Consider the following 14,416-nt stretch of genomic DNA (forward strand, 5'->3'; position numbering starts at 1 on the left):
ACGGGTGCGTCAGACCCGCGACGATCAGCAGGGCGAGCCAGATGCGCACGGGCTTACCTGCGCGCTGGTGCCAACTCTTGGGTCGTTTCACCGGGTGAGTGGTGGTCACAGGCCGATGGTAGGGCCGATCCGGACCCTTTTACTACGTCTTGTCGTAGAACTCACCCGGCGTCCGCGCGGGCGGGCAGCTCAGATCCTGCGCATCACCGACACCACCTTGCCCAGCACGACGGCCCGATCTCCGTCGAGGACCGGATACGCCGGATTCCGCGGTTCGAGCTGCACGTGCCCGTTCCGCCGGCGCAGCACCTTGACGGTGGCCTCGCCGTCGATCATCGCGGCGACGATCTCGCCGGAATGTGCCTCGCTCTGCTGCCGCACCACCACGACGTCGCCGTCGCAGATCGCCGCGTCGACCATGGAATCGCCGCGCACCCGCAACCCGAACACGGTGCCGGAACCGACCAGCTCCCGCGGCAGCGCCAGCACGTCGTCGGCGTGCTGCTCGGCGAGGATCGGCACGCCGGCCGCGATGTCGCCGACGACCGGCACCGGGACCGTCCGATCGGACCCGGCCGGCGCCGACGCGGCGAGGAACGGGCGCACGTCCAGCTGACGCGCCACCGCCGAACCCCGCCGCAGGAACCCCTTGTCCTCGAGACTGCGCAGATGCTTGGACACCGACGACGTCGACCGCAGGCCCACCGCGTCCCCGATCTGCCGGGTGCTCGGCGCGCACCCGTTGGCCGCTGCCCAGTCCCGGATCACCGCCAGGATCTGCTGCTGCCGCAGCGGCAGGGTCGAGGCGTCGAGGCCGCCGAACATGTCGAAATCGTCGTAATCGGTCACCCGGCGAATCGTAGTCGCGCGAACGAATCGACCCTCGGGCCGTCACCCCACGTCGAAGGTGGCGGGATCGCCGCCGAGCCGGTTCCCGGTGTCGAGTGCCGAGATCGCGTCGAGCTCGGCCGCATCGAGTTCGAAGTCGAACACGTCCAGGTTCTGCCGGATCCGGTGCGGGGTCACCGACTTCGGGATCGCCACGTTGCCGATCTGCAGATGCCACCGGAGCACCACCTGCGCGGGCGAGCGGTCGTGCTCGAGCGCGATCCGCGCGAGGGTGGGATCGTCGAGCAGGCCACGGCCCTGGCCGAGCGGCGACCACGCCTCGGTGACGATGCCGAGTTCGTCGTGCACCCGCCGCAGTTCGGTCTGCGCGAAATCCGGATGTACCTCGATCTGATTGATCACCGGCACCACGCCGGTGTCCGCGATGATCGTTCGCAACTGCTCCGGCTGGAAGTTGGACACACCGATCGACCGGGCACGACCGTCGGCCTTCAACTCGGTGAACGCCTGCCAGATCGTTCGATAGTCCTCACGCATCGGCCGCGGCCAGTGGATCAGATACAGGTCCACATAGTCCAGCCCCAAACGGTCGAGGGACGCGTCGAACTCGGTGAACACGCGGTCCCGGGTCCACGGACCGTCCGCGCTGTTCCACAGCTTGGTGGTGACGAACAGTTCGTCGCGCGGTACTCCCGCCGCCGCGATCGCCCGGCCGGTACCGACCTCGTTCCCGTAGATCGCAGCCGTGTCGATACTGCGATATCCGATGGTCAGAGCGCTGGTGACCGCGGTGAAGCACTCGTCGTCGGGCACCTGCCACACCCCGAACCCGATCTGCGGGATCGAGTTTCCGTCGTCGAGAGTCACATTCGGTACCGGGTTCGCAACAGTCATGCCCGGACCAACGACCGGACCCGGAATCTTGTTCCCCGGATGCCCGGTTTCGTTGTCCGTGCGGCCGGGTAACCGCCCGCATGGCGAATACAACGAATCGCGGTCGCTCCACGACGGGAAGCCGGTTCGCAGGATGGGCCGGGTATGTGTGCGTCCTGGCAGGCGTCGCCGCGATAGCTCTGGTCCTGACGGCCGCCGGTGGCGGTTTCGAAGGCTGGACGGCTGTCGGAACGATCGTTGCCGTCGCCCTGATCGTCGTGGGGGCAGTGATGATCGTGCTCAACTTCCGAAGTCGTCGGCTCGGCGGATCCGGTGGCACGTCCACCCACGAACCCGGAGTGCTGTAGTGGTGCGACCCGACATGTTGTGGAGAATGCCGGGAGTGTATCGGCCGCAAGAGGATTCGTGGCTGCTGGCGCAAGCCTACGGTTCCGCCGGCCCGCCGCCGGGTGCAAAGGTCCTCGACTTCTGTACCGGCACCGGAATCCTGGCGGTCACGGCGGCGCGAGCGGGTGCCGAATCGGTGACGGCACTGGACATCGCGCCCCGCGCGGTGTTCACCGCTCGGCTCAACGCGTGGTCGCGGCGACTGCCCATCCGGGTGCTTCGCGGGGGCCTCGGCGTTGCGCACAGGCTCGCGCCGTTCGACGTGATCGTCTCGAATCCGCCCTACGTGCCGGCGCCCGGTGGAGCCTACGATCCGCGCTGGGATGCCGGCCCGGACGGGCGTTCCGTCGTCGACCCGCTGTGCCGGGAGATCCCGAAGCTGTTGAGGCCCGGAGGATTCGCGCTCGTCGTGCACTCGGAGTTCACCGGCGTGGACACCACCTTGGAGATGCTGCGCGCCGGGGGCGCGAAGGCCACCGTGGTCGCGCGGGAGCGCATACCGTTCGGCCCCGTGATGCGAAGTCGAACCGAATATCTGAAGCAGCTTCGAAACGATTCTGCGGCAGACGCTTCCGTTCTCACAGTCGAGAACGAGACCGAAATCGAGACCGAGGAAGTGGTGGTGATCCGTGCCGACCGACCGGAACACACGGGATGACACGCGGGTGGATGTGCGGACCGTCCGGCTGGTGCCGGGCGGTCCCATGCTCGTCGAGGGACCGGTGCGGATCGTGGGTGAGGACGGCACCGAGGTGACGTCCGATCGGTTCGTGGTCGCGGTGTGCCGCTGCCATCGCAGCGGCATCTATCCGTTGTGCGACACCAGTCACCGCCGGAGCGCTCGCGCGCCCCGGCGGTGAGAAGAGTCAGTACCAGTGCCTGCGGCCGCCGACGGCCCGTCCGGTGGCGCCGAGCAATGCCAGAATGACGCCCACCACGAGGAGGATGATACCGAGCGTCCACAGGATCGAGATCCCGGTCAGGAATCCGACCACCAGAAGGATCAGGCCGAGGATGATCATGATCGTCTACCTTGCTGTCGGTGCCCGTGCTCGAATCGGCTCGGACGATGGGGGAGAATACCCCGATCCCGGCAATTCAAACCGTCGAGTACCGACTCGTCGACGGTCACCCGGATGCCGCCCGACCACATCGGATATCTGTTCCCGCATCGCAATCCACAGGCAGTGCAATACGCGAACATGGCGCAACCGGGCGAACGGTGGCATGGTCGAAGCATGCCTACTTCGGAGAACCCCGGGGCGAGCGTCCCCGGTGAGTACAGCGTCGACGACGAAGATCAGTTGCAGCCCGAGGACACCCTCGTCGATCGCGGTGTCGACGACGTTCTGGACGAAGGGATCTCACCGCCCGAGCGCCCCGTCGGTCTCGAACCGCACGACGACCTCGAATCCCGCCTCGCGGAAGAGGAACCCGATACGGGCTCGGGCGGTGCCGACACCGCCCGCGCGGGCCGGCTCGTCGCGCCGGACGAGGGGACGGGCGAGGACACCGAAGCCGAACTCGTCGCCGAGGACGTCGGAATCGACGGTGGGGGAGCCGGAGCCGAGGAAGCGGCCGTGCACGTCGTCGACGAGGACGACCTCGAGAGAGGCTGAACGGAGAGGCGCTGAACGGCTAAGGGGCCGAACGGGTCTCAGGTAGCCTCGACCGGTTCGAGCAGCGATGACTCGTCGCGGGACCACCGGTCGAGCAGATGGCTGCCGAGCCGGCCCTCGAGGAACTCGATGGCTTCCGCCCCGAAGACCACATCACCGGCCGCATCCGGATCGCGGTCGAGCAGGTCCCCGACGACGTCGTGTCGTAACACCAGCTCGTGCACCGCATCCGCCTCGACGTGCTCGGTGTAGAACCGGACGCATTCCGGGGCGGCATCCAGGCGTTCGAGTGCCTGCACCATCCGGCGCGCACTCGGACCTGTCGTCATCTCGGCGGCCGCGAACTGGCCGACGAGCATGCCGATGCGGGAGCGATGCAGGGCACACATCGACATGAAGTTCACCGGTGCCAGGGTGAGCGCCGGCACGCGGTCGAGATATCCCAGATAGGTGTCGTCCAATCCGGCCGCGACCATCAGATCGGCGAACAACTGCGCGTGCACACGGTCGTGGTGCCCCGCGCCGTACTCGTCGAATTCGACGGCCACCAGCGTCGCCTTGGCCCGGCCGGTGAGGCGCGGAATGGCCCAGGCCTGCGGATCGGCTTCCTTGAGCTGGTAGATGGACCGGTGCACGAAGTACTCCCGCAGCTGCGACCACGTGCCCTGCTCGGCCAGGTGGTGGGACACGCTCCAGGCGTCGCGGGGCTCGCGGCACACCGCGTCGAAGGTTGCGTCGACATCCGTACCTCCCGGGACATCGGCGCGCAGCCGGTCCAGGAACGACCGTTCGAGCGCGGCGCGCACACCGAGCGGACCCGGCGCCCACTCCCAACCGGGATCGACCTCGGGGAATCCCCGGTAGTGCAGTTCGTAGAGCACCGTCAGCGCCAATTGCACGTCGTCGCCGTACGGGTCCACGTCGGCGGGTGGATGCGGCCACGGTGACTCGTCCGGTGTCCCGGTGAGCCGGGTGACGACCGCATCGGAAATCGGCCCGCGCGGCCGCGGCAGCGGGGCGGCAGCTGGAGAACGCATGGTCGCGGATACCCGGAGCGGGGCGGAAGGAAACCGTCGGGTGTGAACCGGGCAGCGGCGGGTATCCGCCGGTCATGAGCAGCGATGACCAGGAACATGTACATCCTCCGCACACGATCGACTATCCCGGCGAAACCGCGGACATGGCCGACGAGCCCAGGGACGAGATGCGCGGATACCGCGGTCGCGGACTGCTCGAAGGGCGCAAGGCGCTGATCACCGGCGGGGACTCGGGGATCGGCCGCGCGGTCGCGGTCGCGTTCGCCAAGGAAGGCGCGGACATCGCCATCGCGTACCTCGAGGAGGACCGGGACGCCGAGCACACCGCGGAGCTGGTGCGGCGGGAAGGGTGCGACTGCCACCTGTTCCGGGGCGATCTCGCCGATCCGGCGCACTGCCGGGAGGTGGTGTCCGAGGCGGCCGCTCGACTCGGTGGCCTGCAGATCCTGGTGAACAACGTGGCCTACCAGGAGCCGGTCGACGACTTCGCCGATCTCGACGAAGCGCAGTGGCGCCGCACGTTCGCGGTGAACATCGACAGCTTCTATCACGTCACGAAGGCCGCGCTCGACCACCTGCCGTCCGGATCGTCGATCATCAACACCTCCTCGATCAACGGGCTGCGCGGCAACAAGTCCCTCATCGACTACGCAGCCACCAAGGGGGCTGTGCTGGCGCTGACCTATTCGCTCGCACAGGCGTTGCAGGACAGAGGAATCCGCGTGAACTGCGTCGCTCCGGGGCCGGTGTGGACTCCGCTGATCCCCGCCACCATGGACGAGGAGAAGGTCGCGGACTTCGGCAAGCAGGCGCCGTACGGGCGCGCGGCGCAACCCGACGAGATCGCACCGTCCTACGTGTTCTTCGCGTCGAACACGATGTCGTCGTACTACAGCGGTGAGGTGCTGGCGCCGATCGGGGGCGAGACGCTACCCGGCTGACCGCGGTGCGGTCGATCGATGCTGACCGCGGTGCGGTCGATCGATGCCGCCCGCGGTGCGGTCGGTGCATCCCGCTACTCGTTCCGGTGCTCCTCGCTCTGCTTCGGGTCGGGGTGCCGCCTGGCGCGACGGCGGAAGCGCCACGGGTAGAGGATCCAGATCGCGATGAACAGCGCGGCGGTGCACACTCCGGCGACGGTCGCCGCGGTCGAGTTGATCACGAGCCCGACCACGAGCATGGCGACCCCGGTCATCGACACCCCGAGCAGGAGCAGCCCGGCGAGTGCGAACCTGTGCGCGGTGAGCACCAGCCGGTCCAGTTGCCTACGCCGGAAGAGGAGCCGATGCATGCTGACCGGCGCGACGAGGAGGATGGTCGCCGCAATCGAGGCGAGGACGGTGATCAGATAGATGCCCTTCTCGTTCCTCGACAGGGCGCTGAAGGCGTTCTGGAACGGCAGGGTCAGGAGGAAGCCGGTGAGCAGTTGCACGCCGGTCTGGACGACACGCAGTTCCTGCAGCAGGCTGGACCAGTTCCGGTCGAGTTGTTGGGCGTCGCTCTCGTAGCGGCGCGAGTACGTGGTCTCGGGTGGCTCGTCCTCGTCCTCGAACGGGTTGGAACGCGTCATCAGTCAAAACTGCCATGCTGCCCGGCTCAGCAGGGGCGATGTGCGCGTTTCGCAACCTTGTGACGCGGATCACCGTGGGGTACCGTCGGCAGCACCGGACCAGGTATTCGTCCTTGCGGAAGGAGTGTCGTATGAAACTCAACCTCTTCGTCGCCTGGGCGGGATACACCCTCGGGTTGCTTGCGATCGCATGCCTCGCCCTGTTCCTGCTTGCGGCGGGATACGGCCACACCGGACCGGCAATCGTCGCCGGGATCAGCACCCTCGTCGTTGCCGGAATCGCGATGGCGATGATCGGAGGCACGATCCATCACGACCACAAGGTGCACCGGGTAACGCCCAAGTTGTTCTGACCCGGAGCCGACCCGATCGGCCTGGCGCAGCCCTCAGGACTGCGCCAGGCGCTGTTTTTCGAGTTCGACGTCGAACTGTGCTGCGGGCCAGTCCAGATCGAGGCGTTCGAGCGCGTCGATCAGGAGTTCGCCGACCGCGATGCGGCTGAACCACTTGCGGTTGGACGGGATGACGTACCACGGCGCGTAATCGGTGTTGGTCTTGTCGAGCATCGCCTGGTACGCCTCCTGATACTCGGGCCACAAGGCGCGTTCGGTGACGTCCGACGGGTTGTACTTCCAGTGCTTGTCCGGGCGCTCGAGGCGCTCGGCCAGGCGCTTTTTCTGTTCGTCGAGCGAGACGAACATGGCGACCTTCACGATCGTGGTCCCGCTGTCGACGATTTCCCGTTCGAACTGGTTGATCTCGTCGTATCGGGTGCTCCAGACCTTCTCCGGGACCAGATTGTGCACGCGCACGACGAGCACGTCCTCGTAGTGCGAGCGGTCGAACACGCCGATCTGCCCGGCGCGGGGCAGTGCCTTGTGGATCCGCCACAGGTAGTGGTGCTGCTTCTCCTCCGGCGTGGGGACCCCGAACGAGGCGTGGTCGACCCCCTGCGGGTCGACGTGCCCGATGACGTGGCGCACCATTCCGCCCTTGCCGGCGGTGTCCATGCCCTGCAGCACCAGCAGTACCGATCGCCGGTCACCCGAGCGGCCGTTCGCGAACAGCTTCTCCTGCAGGTCCGACAGGTACGCGCCGCGTTCCTCGAGAAGGCGTGTGCCGAGTTCCTTGTCGCCCTCGAACCCCGGGGTGGCGTCCGCGTCGATTTCGGCGACGCGGGTGTGCGGGCCGGCCCGCAGTGCCTCGGTGGCAGGAATCGTCCACGGGCTGTTCTCGGCGTCCTTCGACATGGCACGAAGCGTGCCACACGCCGGCCGTCGTCAGCGGTGTTCGGGGTGAGTGTCGCCGAAGGTGTCGTCGTCCGGCAGATCGAGTTCGTCGGGTCCGACCGGATAGGGCGGCGGCGAAATGCCGTCGATCATGTGGCTGCCCCACAGATCGATGTCGGTCACGCGGGCGGTCGCGGTGGCAGCGTGGTCCGGGTCGAGAAGCGTCAGCGTCAGCTCGGTGCCGGTGGACGGCGGAGCGTCCGGAGCGAACGCGGACGCCAGGTCGCGCAGCCGGCCGCGCCAGCGGTGCCGACCACTGATCGGATCGAACCAGTCGGCGAGTTCGACGTCGACGACGACCTGCCTGCCGGCGACGGCGACCTCCGCGCGGCCTCGGAATCCCTCGGACATGACCCGATTTTACACGTAACCCGAAGTTACGTGAAAATGGTCACTCCGCGACTTCGTCGCTTTCCTCCCGGTCGTCGCGCCGGAGCGGATGCGGCTGGGACTTGAACCTGACGGGCGAGCCGGCCGCCGATGCGATGCCGGTCAAGCCGCCCCACGTCATCATCGTCAGGTAGTCGATGAGATCTTCCGCGGTCATCGACTTGTTCGAGATCCACCAGTGCGTCGCGAGCTGGATTCCGCCGACGATTCCGTAGGCCCACGGCACCGATCCCCCCGAATCCATCTCCAGCAACCGCAGGCGCTCACCGAGGACGGTCGCCACCAGCTCGGCGATCATCCGCTCGGAATCGGCCACGACATCGCGGCTCGCCGACGAGCTGTTGCTCATCACGTACAGGTAGACCTCCGGGTCGGAGGCAACGGTCTCGACGTACGCGGCGATCGCAACCCGGGTCAGTTCGTACTCGTCGAGATCCTCGCCGACGGCCGCGTAGATCCTCGGCGCCAGGATCCGCTCGACGTACCGCATCATCGTTGCGGTCGTCAGATCGTTCTTGTCCGTGAAGTAGCGGTACAGAACCGTCTTGGAGACGCCGATCTCCGCGGCGATCTCGTCCATCCCGATGTCGTGGCCGCGTACCCGGATCGCGGCGATCGTGCCGTCGACGAGCTCCTCGCGCCGCGCGATCTTGTGCTCGTGCCACCGGCGTTTGCGTCCGTCCTGCTTGGCGGGCGCCGGTTGCGGCGCTGGGGATGCTGTGGACGCTGGTGATTCCGGGGTCGTGGTCGGCGAGGGCGCGCTTTTGCTGGGCACTGGGTTGGCACATCCGTTCGGTTTCGATCGTCGGCTCAGTCTACGGCGAGCCGCTTCGTGTCGCGGCACGTCCCGCGGGTGTCCGTCCGGTTTCGGCACAATGGCGAAGGTGCAACTTCTCACCAACGACGATGCCGCCAAGCGCGCTGATCTCCGCCGGATGAAGGTGGTGGCCACCGGATTCCTGGTGTTCGCCACGGTGGTGTATCTGTTCTGCCGCTGGCAGGAAACCCGGGGTGCCGGCGAGTGGGTCGGTTACGTGCGAGCGGCCTCGGAAGCGGGCATGGTCGGTGCCCTCGCCGACTGGTTCGCCGTGACGGCCCTGTTCCGGCATCCCCTCGGTGTCCCGGTGCCCCACACCGCGATCATCAAGAAGAAGAAGGACCAGCTCGGGGCGAGCCTGAGTTCGTTCGTGGGCACCAACTTCCTGGCTCCGGACGTCGTGTCCGCGAAGATCGAGTCTGCGCAGATCCCGCTGCGGCTCGGGGGCTGGATGGCCCAGCCCGCGAACGCGCAGCGGGTCGCGCAGGAGACGTCGACGGTGCTGCGCGGCATCGTGACGGTGCTGCGTGAGGAGGACATCCAGCAGGTCATCGACCACACGATCGTCAAGCGCATCGCCGAGCCCGAGTGGGGGCCGCCGATCGGCCGGGTGCTGACCGAGCTCATCGCCGAGGAGCGTCACCTGCCGCTGATCGACATGCTCGCCGAACGGGCCCACCAATGGGCGCTGGGCAGCCAGGAGACCATCGACCGGATCATCTCGCGGGACTCGCCGTCGTGGTCGCCGAAGTTCGTCGACATGCTGCTCGGCGAGAAGATCCACCGCGAACTCGTCGAATTCACCTGGAAGGTCCGGTCCAACCCGACCCACGAGGTCCGGCTCGCCGCCAACAAGTTCCTCGCCGACTACGCGCGCGACCTGCAGACCGATCCGGCCACGATCGCCAAGGCCGAACGCGTCAAGGCGGAGATCATGGGACGGGACGAGGTGACCCAGCTCGCGGCCGCCACGTGGCGGACCGCCAAGCGCATGATCCTCGAATCCGTCGACGATCCGAACAGCACCCTGCGCACGAAGGTCGCCGAGAACGTCATGCACCTCGGGGCGCGGCTACGCGACGACGACGAACTGCGCGGCAAGGTCGACGGCTGGCTGCTCGACGGTGCCCGCTACATCGCCGCGAACTACGCCGACGAGATCACCGCGGTGATCCGGGAAACCGTCGAGCGCTGGGACGCCGACGAGGCGAGCCGCAAGATCGAGCTGGCCGTCGGACGGGATCTGCAGTTCATCCGCATCAACGGCACGGTCGTCGGGTCGCTCGCGGGTCTGGCCATCTACACCGTGTCCCAGCTGCTGTTCTCGTGAGGTCCCTCACTTGCTAGCAGAGTGCTTGCTGTAGCTAGCACCTGCTCGTATGCTGAAGTCATGCCCACGAACGAAGGGGACACCGCGCCGGTCGAGAGCCCGGACGGTGAGGGATCCGGAACCGGCGGACCGAGCGATCTCGCGTCGCGAGTCGTCAACTCCGCAGCACAGGACATCGGCGGGTTCATCCGCGCCCAGCGCGAGGCGGCGCAGGTGTCGTTGCGGCAGTTGTCGCAGCTCGCCGGCGTCAGCAATCCCTATCTCAGTCAGATCGAACGTGGGCTCCGCAAGCCCTCCGCGGAGGTGCTCGGGCAGATCGCGAAGGGCCTCCGGTTGTCCGCGGAGGTTCTCTACGTGCGGGCCGGGATTCTCGAGCAGCGCCCGCAGAGCGCGGTACGTGACGCGCTGCTTGCCGATTCCGCTCTCACCGAGCGGCAGAAGCAGGTCCTGCTCGACATCTACGACTCGTTCTGTCGCGAGAACGAGTCCGCCCCGCCCGGGCCGGCGCCGGACGCGAAGTCCGGGACCGCCGACCGGTACGAGACCGACCCCCATGAACAGGAGAAATGACATGACCGATCCCAATGTCTCCATCCGCAATTCCCTCTACGCCGCAGTCGGCGCGGGCGACGCCGTCGTCCAGGCCGTCGCAGACGTCGTCGCTCAGGTGCGTGAGCGCGCCGAAACCAACCGGGCCGACGTCAACGAGCGCGTGGACAGCGCCCGCGAGAAGCTTCTCGCCCTGCCCGGCGACCTGACCGAGACCGTCGAATCGCTGCGCGAGCGTCTCGCGGGGCTGCCGTCCGAGCTGCCCGAGGAACTCGCGGAACTGCGCGAGAAGTTCAGCCCCGAGGAGCTGCGCAAGGTCGCCGAGGCGTACCTGAAGGTCGCGTCCGACCTGTACACCTCGCTCGCGGAACGTGGCGAGGAGACCGTCGAGCGCCTCCGCAAGCAGCCCGCGGTCGAAGAGGGCCTCGAGCGCGCCGAGGCTGCGTTCGGTGACGCCGTCGACCTGACCGAGGACGCCCTCGGCACCGTCGCCCGTCAGACCCGCGCCGTCGGTGAGCGGGCCGCGAAGCTCGCCGGTCTCGCTGCCGGCCGCATCTCCGAGACCGCCTCGGAGGTCGGCGACGCCATCGCCGACGCCGGCGACGAGGCTGCGCTGCGGGTTCTCGAGATCGCGGACCAGGCCGAAGAGGTTGCCGACGAGGCTGCCGACCGCGTCGAGGCCGCCGCTGTGGAGGTGGACGAGGCGGCCAAGTCCGTGACGGAGAAGGCTGCTCCGGCGAAGCCTGCCGCCAAGGCCACCGCGGCCAAGGCGCCCGCCAAGACCGCGGCGAAGGCCCCGGCCAAGAAGGCGGCCCCGCGCAAGACCACCGGCGCCTGATCTAAGGCTTCTCTCCGGTAGAACGCGGAACATCTCCTGTAGAACACGGAGCATCGGCTCCCGTGAGAACACAGAGCATCGGCTCCCGTGCCCAGTGCACGGGAGCCGATGCTCGTAGGATGGAGGCGTGCCGAATGTCGATTCTCTCGCCGGTCTGATCCTCTTCGCTCTGCAGATCCTCGCGATCGCAGGGGCGGTGTTCGCGCTCGTCCACGCGGTGCGTCAGCCGGCGGAAGCATTCCCCGCCGTCGACAAGCTCACCAAGCCGGTGTGGGTCGGGATCCTCGCCGTGGCGCTGGTCGTGCTGTTCCTGTTCGGGGCCATCGGGATGCTGGGCATCGTCGGGGTCGTCGCGGTGTGCGTGTACCTGGTGGACGTACGGCCGCGCGTGGAAGAGGTGCAGCGCCCGCGCTGGTGACCCCTGCCGTCCCTTGACACCGGACGGCAAGATAGTGACACTCGGAGTTACGGCTAAATTTCCGAGACGAGGTGATCGCCGTGACGCTCACCCGACCCTTCCGCACCGGTGACCGGCAGGACACCGCCGCGCGGCTGCTCGAATCCGCTTCACGCTCGTCCTTCGATCCCGGGATCGAGATCGACTGGGACGCTCCGATCCCGCCGGACAAGTACGGCATGAGTCCCGAATGGTCCAGTCTCTACGGCACCGAGCTGTGGGACCGCATGACCGAGGACCAGCGCCTCATCCTGACCCGGCACGAAGCCGCCAGCATCGCGGGCACCGGGATCTGGTTCGAGATGATCCTCATGCAAATGCTCGTCCGGGATCTCTACCGGCACGACCCCGCGACGCCCTACGTGCAGTTCGGCCTCACCGAGATCGCCGACGAATGCCGGCACTCGACGATGTTCGCCCGATCCGCGCAGCATTTCGGCATCCCCTCGTACCGGCCGCCGCGCTGGGTCCGCGAATCCGGACGCGCCTTCAAGGCCGTGGCCGGCGGCGCACTCGCCTTCGGCGGGGCACTGTTCGCCGAGGAGATCCTCGACGCGATGCAGCGCGACTTCATGCGCGACGAGCGCGTCCAGCCCATCACGCGAACCGTGAGCCGGATCCACGTGATCGAGGAATCCCGGCACATCCGCTACGCCCGCGAGGAGACGGCCCGCCGGATGCGCGACGCGTCCCGCGCCGAACGGGCCTGGATCAGGATGCACCTCGGAGTCTCCGCGTATTTCATCGTCACGAACCTGGTGAACCCGCGCGTCTACGCGGCGGCGGGCCTGGACGTCGACGAGGCCAGGGCCGCGGCCCGGAGCAATGCCCACTACCACGACCGGATCCGCAACGCCTCGCGCCGCACCGTCGAATTCCTCGACGGGGTGGGGCTGATCGGCGGCCCCTCGACCGCGCTGCTGCGCCGCGCGCACATCCTCTGACCAGAAGTACCGCCGGACCAGATCGGAGAAGAACACAGGTGAAGAAGCCTTCACGTCGGACCGCGCTCGCGGTCGCCGGACTCGTCACCACCGGTGCCGCACTCGGAGCCGTGGCTGCCCGCCGCAGGAACGCGGCAGCCCGGAGCGTCGTGGCGGTCGGGGATCCCAGCGAAGCCCTGCTGGCGGAACCGCAGGTCCTGCACGACGAGGTCGAGGTCGTCACGGACGACGGTGCGCGCCTGCACGTCCGCGCCTACGGCGATCCCGACGCCGACGTCCTCGTGCTGAGCCACGGCTGGACCTGCTCCACCGAATTCTGGACACCGCAGATCAACGCGTTCGCCGAGAAGTACCGCGTTGTCGTCTACGACCAGCGGGGACACGGGCGCAGCGACGTCGGCAGCCGCGTCTTCGGGCCCGACGTGCTCGCGGACGACCTCGCCGCGGTGCTCGCCGCGACCGTCCCGGCCGGCCGCACGGCGGTGCTCGCCGGTCACAGCATGGGCGGTATCAGCATCATGGCGTGGGCGGAACGGCATCCCGAGCAGGTGCGCGACCGGGTCTCGGGCGTCCTGCTCGCGAGTACCGGCATGGACAATCTGGTCGCGGCGTCGACGATCGTGCCGCTGCCGCAGCGCGCCCCCCGCGTGCCGGTGCCCGTCGCACGCCGGTTGATGGGTGCCACCGTGCCGCTCGTCGCGTCTCCGGTCACGACCCGCGCACTCAAGTACGTCGCTCTGTCACCGACCGCGACCCCCGCCGCGGTCGCGTTCTGCGAGAAGATCGTGCTCGGCTGCCCGCCCCGCACCCGCGGTGGCTGGGGTGTCGCGCTCAGCGCCCTCGACGTCCACCACGGTCTGGCGAACCTCACCGTCCCGACGACCGTCCTCGTGGGCACCGCCGACCGGCTCACCCCGCCGAGCCACGCGCATCGACTCGCCGCAGAACTCGACGAAGCCGGCCACCTCGAGCATCTCGTCGTCGTCGACGGCATCGGGCACATGAGCTCGGTCGAGGCGATCGACGTGTTCAACTCCGAACTGCAGCATCTGTTCGAACGCGCCGGCCGCCTCGTCCGCGGCTGAACCGCCGGCCCATCCGACGGGGCTGCGGGTCCGAACCCTCGGTGACCCACCGGAGGATCGCCATGGCCACACCGCCGAGCACCCGACCACCGAGCACCGGCTCGCCGGGGGTGCTCTCGCGGGCGGCGACCGGCGTTGTCGCGGTCCTCCTCGTCCTCGGGGTCGGTGAGCTGCTGGCCGCAGCGACCGATCCGGACGCGTCCCCGTTCTTCGCGGTCGGCGGCACGACCGTCGATCGGGCACCCGCCTGGGCCCGCGAATTCGCGATCGGTACGTTCGGCACCGCCGACAAGCCGGCGCTGTTCGTCGGCATGTCGGTGCTGCTCGCGGTATGTGCGGTCGTCGCCGGGCTGATCGAACG

20 protein-coding genes and 1 pseudogene are annotated in these 14,416 nt (G+C 68.1%); 13 read left to right on the forward strand and 8 right to left on the reverse strand.

What is annotated here, in order from left to right:
• Window positions 1-189 precede the first annotated feature (189 nt).
• The gene (gene lexA, locus I0Q12_RS27390; protein ID WP_248673164.1) at window positions 190-849 is read right to left on the reverse strand and encodes a transcriptional repressor LexA; all 660 of its coding nucleotides are present in this window, start codon (window positions 847-849) and stop codon (window positions 190-192) included.
• Between the two features lie 42 nt (window positions 850-891).
• Window positions 892-1,743, reverse strand: a complete 852-nt coding sequence (locus tag I0Q12_RS27395) for an aldo/keto reductase (RefSeq protein ID WP_197256559.1) — start codon at window positions 1,741-1,743, stop codon at window positions 892-894.
• Window positions 1,744-1,823: 80 nt separating this feature from the next.
• On the opposite strand from I0Q12_RS27395, the gene I0Q12_RS27400 reads away from it, so the two are divergent.
• Genes I0Q12_RS27400 through I0Q12_RS27410 form a run of 3 tightly spaced genes read left to right on the forward strand, consistent with a single transcriptional unit; the run spans window position 1,824 to window position 2,990 of the window.
• Complete coding sequence (locus I0Q12_RS27400; protein WP_197256562.1) at window positions 1,824-2,090, forward strand: hypothetical protein; 267 nt, start codon at window positions 1,824-1,826, stop codon at window positions 2,088-2,090.
• Window positions 2,091-2,125: 35 nt separating this feature from the next.
• The gene (locus tag I0Q12_RS27405; protein WP_197256564.1) at window positions 2,126-2,788 is read left to right on the forward strand and encodes a HemK2/MTQ2 family protein methyltransferase; all 663 of its coding nucleotides are present in this window, start codon (window positions 2,126-2,128) and stop codon (window positions 2,786-2,788) included.
• A 46-nt stretch (window positions 2,789-2,834) separates the two neighbouring features.
• Window positions 2,835-2,990 carry a CDGSH iron-sulfur domain-containing protein gene (locus I0Q12_RS27410; RefSeq protein WP_197256655.1) on the forward strand — a complete coding sequence of 52 codons (156 nt, stop codon included), beginning with the start codon at window positions 2,835-2,837 and terminating at the stop codon, window positions 2,988-2,990.
• Between the two features lie 6 nt (window positions 2,991-2,996).
• On the opposite strand, the gene I0Q12_RS27415 is transcribed toward I0Q12_RS27410, so the two are convergent.
• Complete coding sequence (locus I0Q12_RS27415; RefSeq protein WP_197256566.1) at window positions 2,997-3,152, reverse strand: DUF6131 family protein; 156 nt, start codon at window positions 3,150-3,152, stop codon at window positions 2,997-2,999.
• 216 nt (window positions 3,153-3,368) lie between these two features.
• Here I0Q12_RS27415 and I0Q12_RS27420 point away from each other — a divergent pair, with 216 nt between their 5' ends.
• Window positions 3,369-3,749, forward strand: a complete 381-nt coding sequence (locus I0Q12_RS27420) for a DUF5709 domain-containing protein (RefSeq protein WP_197256568.1) — start codon at window positions 3,369-3,371, stop codon at window positions 3,747-3,749.
• Window positions 3,750-3,787: 38 nt separating this feature from the next.
• On the opposite strand, the gene I0Q12_RS27425 is transcribed toward I0Q12_RS27420, so the two are convergent.
• Window positions 3,788-4,786, reverse strand: a complete 999-nt coding sequence (locus I0Q12_RS27425) for an iron-containing redox enzyme family protein (RefSeq protein WP_197256570.1) — start codon at window positions 4,784-4,786, stop codon at window positions 3,788-3,790.
• A 74-nt stretch (window positions 4,787-4,860) separates the two neighbouring features.
• Here I0Q12_RS27425 and I0Q12_RS27430 point away from each other — a divergent pair, with 74 nt between their 5' ends.
• A complete protein-coding gene (locus I0Q12_RS27430; RefSeq protein WP_197256572.1) occupies window positions 4,861-5,727 on the forward strand; it encodes an SDR family oxidoreductase in 867 nt (288 codons plus the stop codon).
• Window positions 5,728-5,801: 74 nt separating this feature from the next.
• Here I0Q12_RS27430 and I0Q12_RS27435 read toward each other — a convergent pair whose 3' ends face one another.
• A complete protein-coding gene (locus tag I0Q12_RS27435) occupies window positions 5,802-6,356 on the reverse strand; it encodes a DUF6328 family protein (protein WP_197256574.1) in 555 nt (184 codons plus the stop codon).
• A gap of 131 nt (window positions 6,357-6,487) precedes the next feature.
• Here I0Q12_RS27435 and I0Q12_RS27440 point away from each other — a divergent pair, with 131 nt between their 5' ends.
• A complete protein-coding gene (locus I0Q12_RS27440; RefSeq protein WP_197256576.1) occupies window positions 6,488-6,709 on the forward strand; it encodes a hypothetical protein in 222 nt (73 codons plus the stop codon).
• Between the two features lie 33 nt (window positions 6,710-6,742).
• On the opposite strand, the gene I0Q12_RS27445 is transcribed toward I0Q12_RS27440, so the two are convergent.
• From I0Q12_RS27445 to I0Q12_RS27455, 3 genes are read right to left on the reverse strand one after another with little or no spacing between them, the layout of a single operon-like run.
• Window positions 6,743-7,606, reverse strand: a complete 864-nt coding sequence (locus I0Q12_RS27445) for a polyphosphate kinase 2 family protein (RefSeq protein ID WP_197256578.1) — start codon at window positions 7,604-7,606, stop codon at window positions 6,743-6,745.
• 30 nt (window positions 7,607-7,636) lie between these two features.
• A complete protein-coding gene (locus I0Q12_RS27450) occupies window positions 7,637-7,996 on the reverse strand; it encodes a DUF4873 domain-containing protein (RefSeq protein ID WP_197256580.1) in 360 nt (119 codons plus the stop codon).
• 40 nt (window positions 7,997-8,036) lie between these two features.
• Window positions 8,037-8,684 (reverse strand): TetR/AcrR family transcriptional regulator, encoded by a 648-nt coding sequence (locus I0Q12_RS27455; protein WP_248673181.1) that lies wholly within the window; start codon window positions 8,682-8,684, stop codon window positions 8,037-8,039.
• A 226-nt stretch (window positions 8,685-8,910) separates the two neighbouring features.
• On the opposite strand from I0Q12_RS27455, the gene I0Q12_RS27460 reads away from it, so the two are divergent.
• From I0Q12_RS27460 to I0Q12_RS34085, 7 genes and pseudogenes are all read left to right on the forward strand, one after another.
• Window positions 8,911-10,182 (forward strand): DUF445 domain-containing protein, encoded by a 1,272-nt coding sequence (locus I0Q12_RS27460; protein ID WP_197256584.1) that lies wholly within the window; start codon window positions 8,911-8,913, stop codon window positions 10,180-10,182.
• Between the two features lie 60 nt (window positions 10,183-10,242).
• Complete coding sequence (locus tag I0Q12_RS27465) at window positions 10,243-10,752, forward strand: helix-turn-helix domain-containing protein (RefSeq protein WP_197256586.1); 510 nt, start codon at window positions 10,243-10,245, stop codon at window positions 10,750-10,752.
• A 1-nt stretch (window position 10,753) separates the two neighbouring features.
• Window positions 10,754-11,569: a heparin-binding hemagglutinin gene (locus tag I0Q12_RS27470; RefSeq protein WP_197256588.1), complete on the forward strand. Its 816-nt coding sequence runs from the start codon at window positions 10,754-10,756 to the stop codon at window positions 11,567-11,569.
• A 127-nt stretch (window positions 11,570-11,696) separates the two neighbouring features.
• Window positions 11,697-11,987: a DUF2516 family protein gene (locus I0Q12_RS27475; RefSeq protein ID WP_197256590.1), complete on the forward strand. Its 291-nt coding sequence runs from the start codon at window positions 11,697-11,699 to the stop codon at window positions 11,985-11,987.
• Window positions 11,988-12,067: 80 nt separating this feature from the next.
• On the forward strand, window positions 12,068-12,970 hold the full coding sequence (locus tag I0Q12_RS27480) for a diiron oxygenase (protein WP_197256592.1): 903 nt from the start codon (window positions 12,068-12,070) through the stop codon (window positions 12,968-12,970).
• Window positions 12,971-13,008: 38 nt separating this feature from the next.
• Window positions 13,009-14,055, forward strand: coding sequence for an alpha/beta fold hydrolase (locus I0Q12_RS27485; protein WP_197256595.1), 1,047 nt, complete (start codon window positions 13,009-13,011; stop codon window positions 14,053-14,055).
• Between the two features lie 62 nt (window positions 14,056-14,117).
• Window positions 14,118-14,416: pseudogene (locus I0Q12_RS34085) on the forward strand (oxidoreductase); the annotation flags it as partial.

The organism is Rhodococcus sp. CX, assembly GCF_015865005.1.
Classification (GTDB): domain Bacteria; phylum Actinomycetota; class Actinomycetes; order Mycobacteriales; family Mycobacteriaceae; genus Rhodococcus.

Bases quoted from the DNA above. Each gene is read 5' to 3' on its own strand.
- I0Q12_RS27395 (WP_197256559.1), bottom strand. From the start codon at position 1,743: ATGACTGTTGCGAACCCGGTACCGAATGTGACTCTCGACGACGGAAAC.
- I0Q12_RS27400 (WP_197256562.1), top strand. From the start codon at position 1,824: ATGGCGAATACAACGAATCGCGGTCGCTCCACGACGGGAAGCCGGTTC.
- I0Q12_RS27410 (WP_197256655.1), top strand. From the start codon at position 2,835: ATGCTCGTCGAGGGACCGGTGCGGATCGTGGGTGAGGACGGCACCGAG.
- I0Q12_RS27415 (WP_197256566.1), bottom strand. From the start codon at position 3,152: ATGATCATCCTCGGCCTGATCCTTCTGGTGGTCGGATTCCTGACCGGG.
- I0Q12_RS27420 (WP_197256568.1), top strand. From the start codon at position 3,369: ATGCCTACTTCGGAGAACCCCGGGGCGAGCGTCCCCGGTGAGTACAGC.
- I0Q12_RS27425 (WP_197256570.1), bottom strand. From the start codon at position 4,786: ATGCGTTCTCCAGCTGCCGCCCCGCTGCCGCGGCCGCGCGGGCCGATT.
- I0Q12_RS27430 (WP_197256572.1), top strand. From the start codon at position 4,861: ATGAGCAGCGATGACCAGGAACATGTACATCCTCCGCACACGATCGAC.
- I0Q12_RS27435 (WP_197256574.1), bottom strand. From the start codon at position 6,356: ATGACGCGTTCCAACCCGTTCGAGGACGAGGACGAGCCACCCGAGACC.
- I0Q12_RS27440 (WP_197256576.1), top strand. From the start codon at position 6,488: ATGAAACTCAACCTCTTCGTCGCCTGGGCGGGATACACCCTCGGGTTG.
- I0Q12_RS27445 (WP_197256578.1), bottom strand. From the start codon at position 7,606: ATGTCGAAGGACGCCGAGAACAGCCCGTGGACGATTCCTGCCACCGAG.
- I0Q12_RS27450 (WP_197256580.1), bottom strand. From the start codon at position 7,996: ATGTCCGAGGGATTCCGAGGCCGCGCGGAGGTCGCCGTCGCCGGCAGG.
- I0Q12_RS27460 (WP_197256584.1), top strand. From the start codon at position 8,911: ATGGCGAAGGTGCAACTTCTCACCAACGACGATGCCGCCAAGCGCGCT.
- I0Q12_RS27465 (WP_197256586.1), top strand. From the start codon at position 10,243: ATGCCCACGAACGAAGGGGACACCGCGCCGGTCGAGAGCCCGGACGGT.
- I0Q12_RS27470 (WP_197256588.1), top strand. From the start codon at position 10,754: ATGACCGATCCCAATGTCTCCATCCGCAATTCCCTCTACGCCGCAGTC.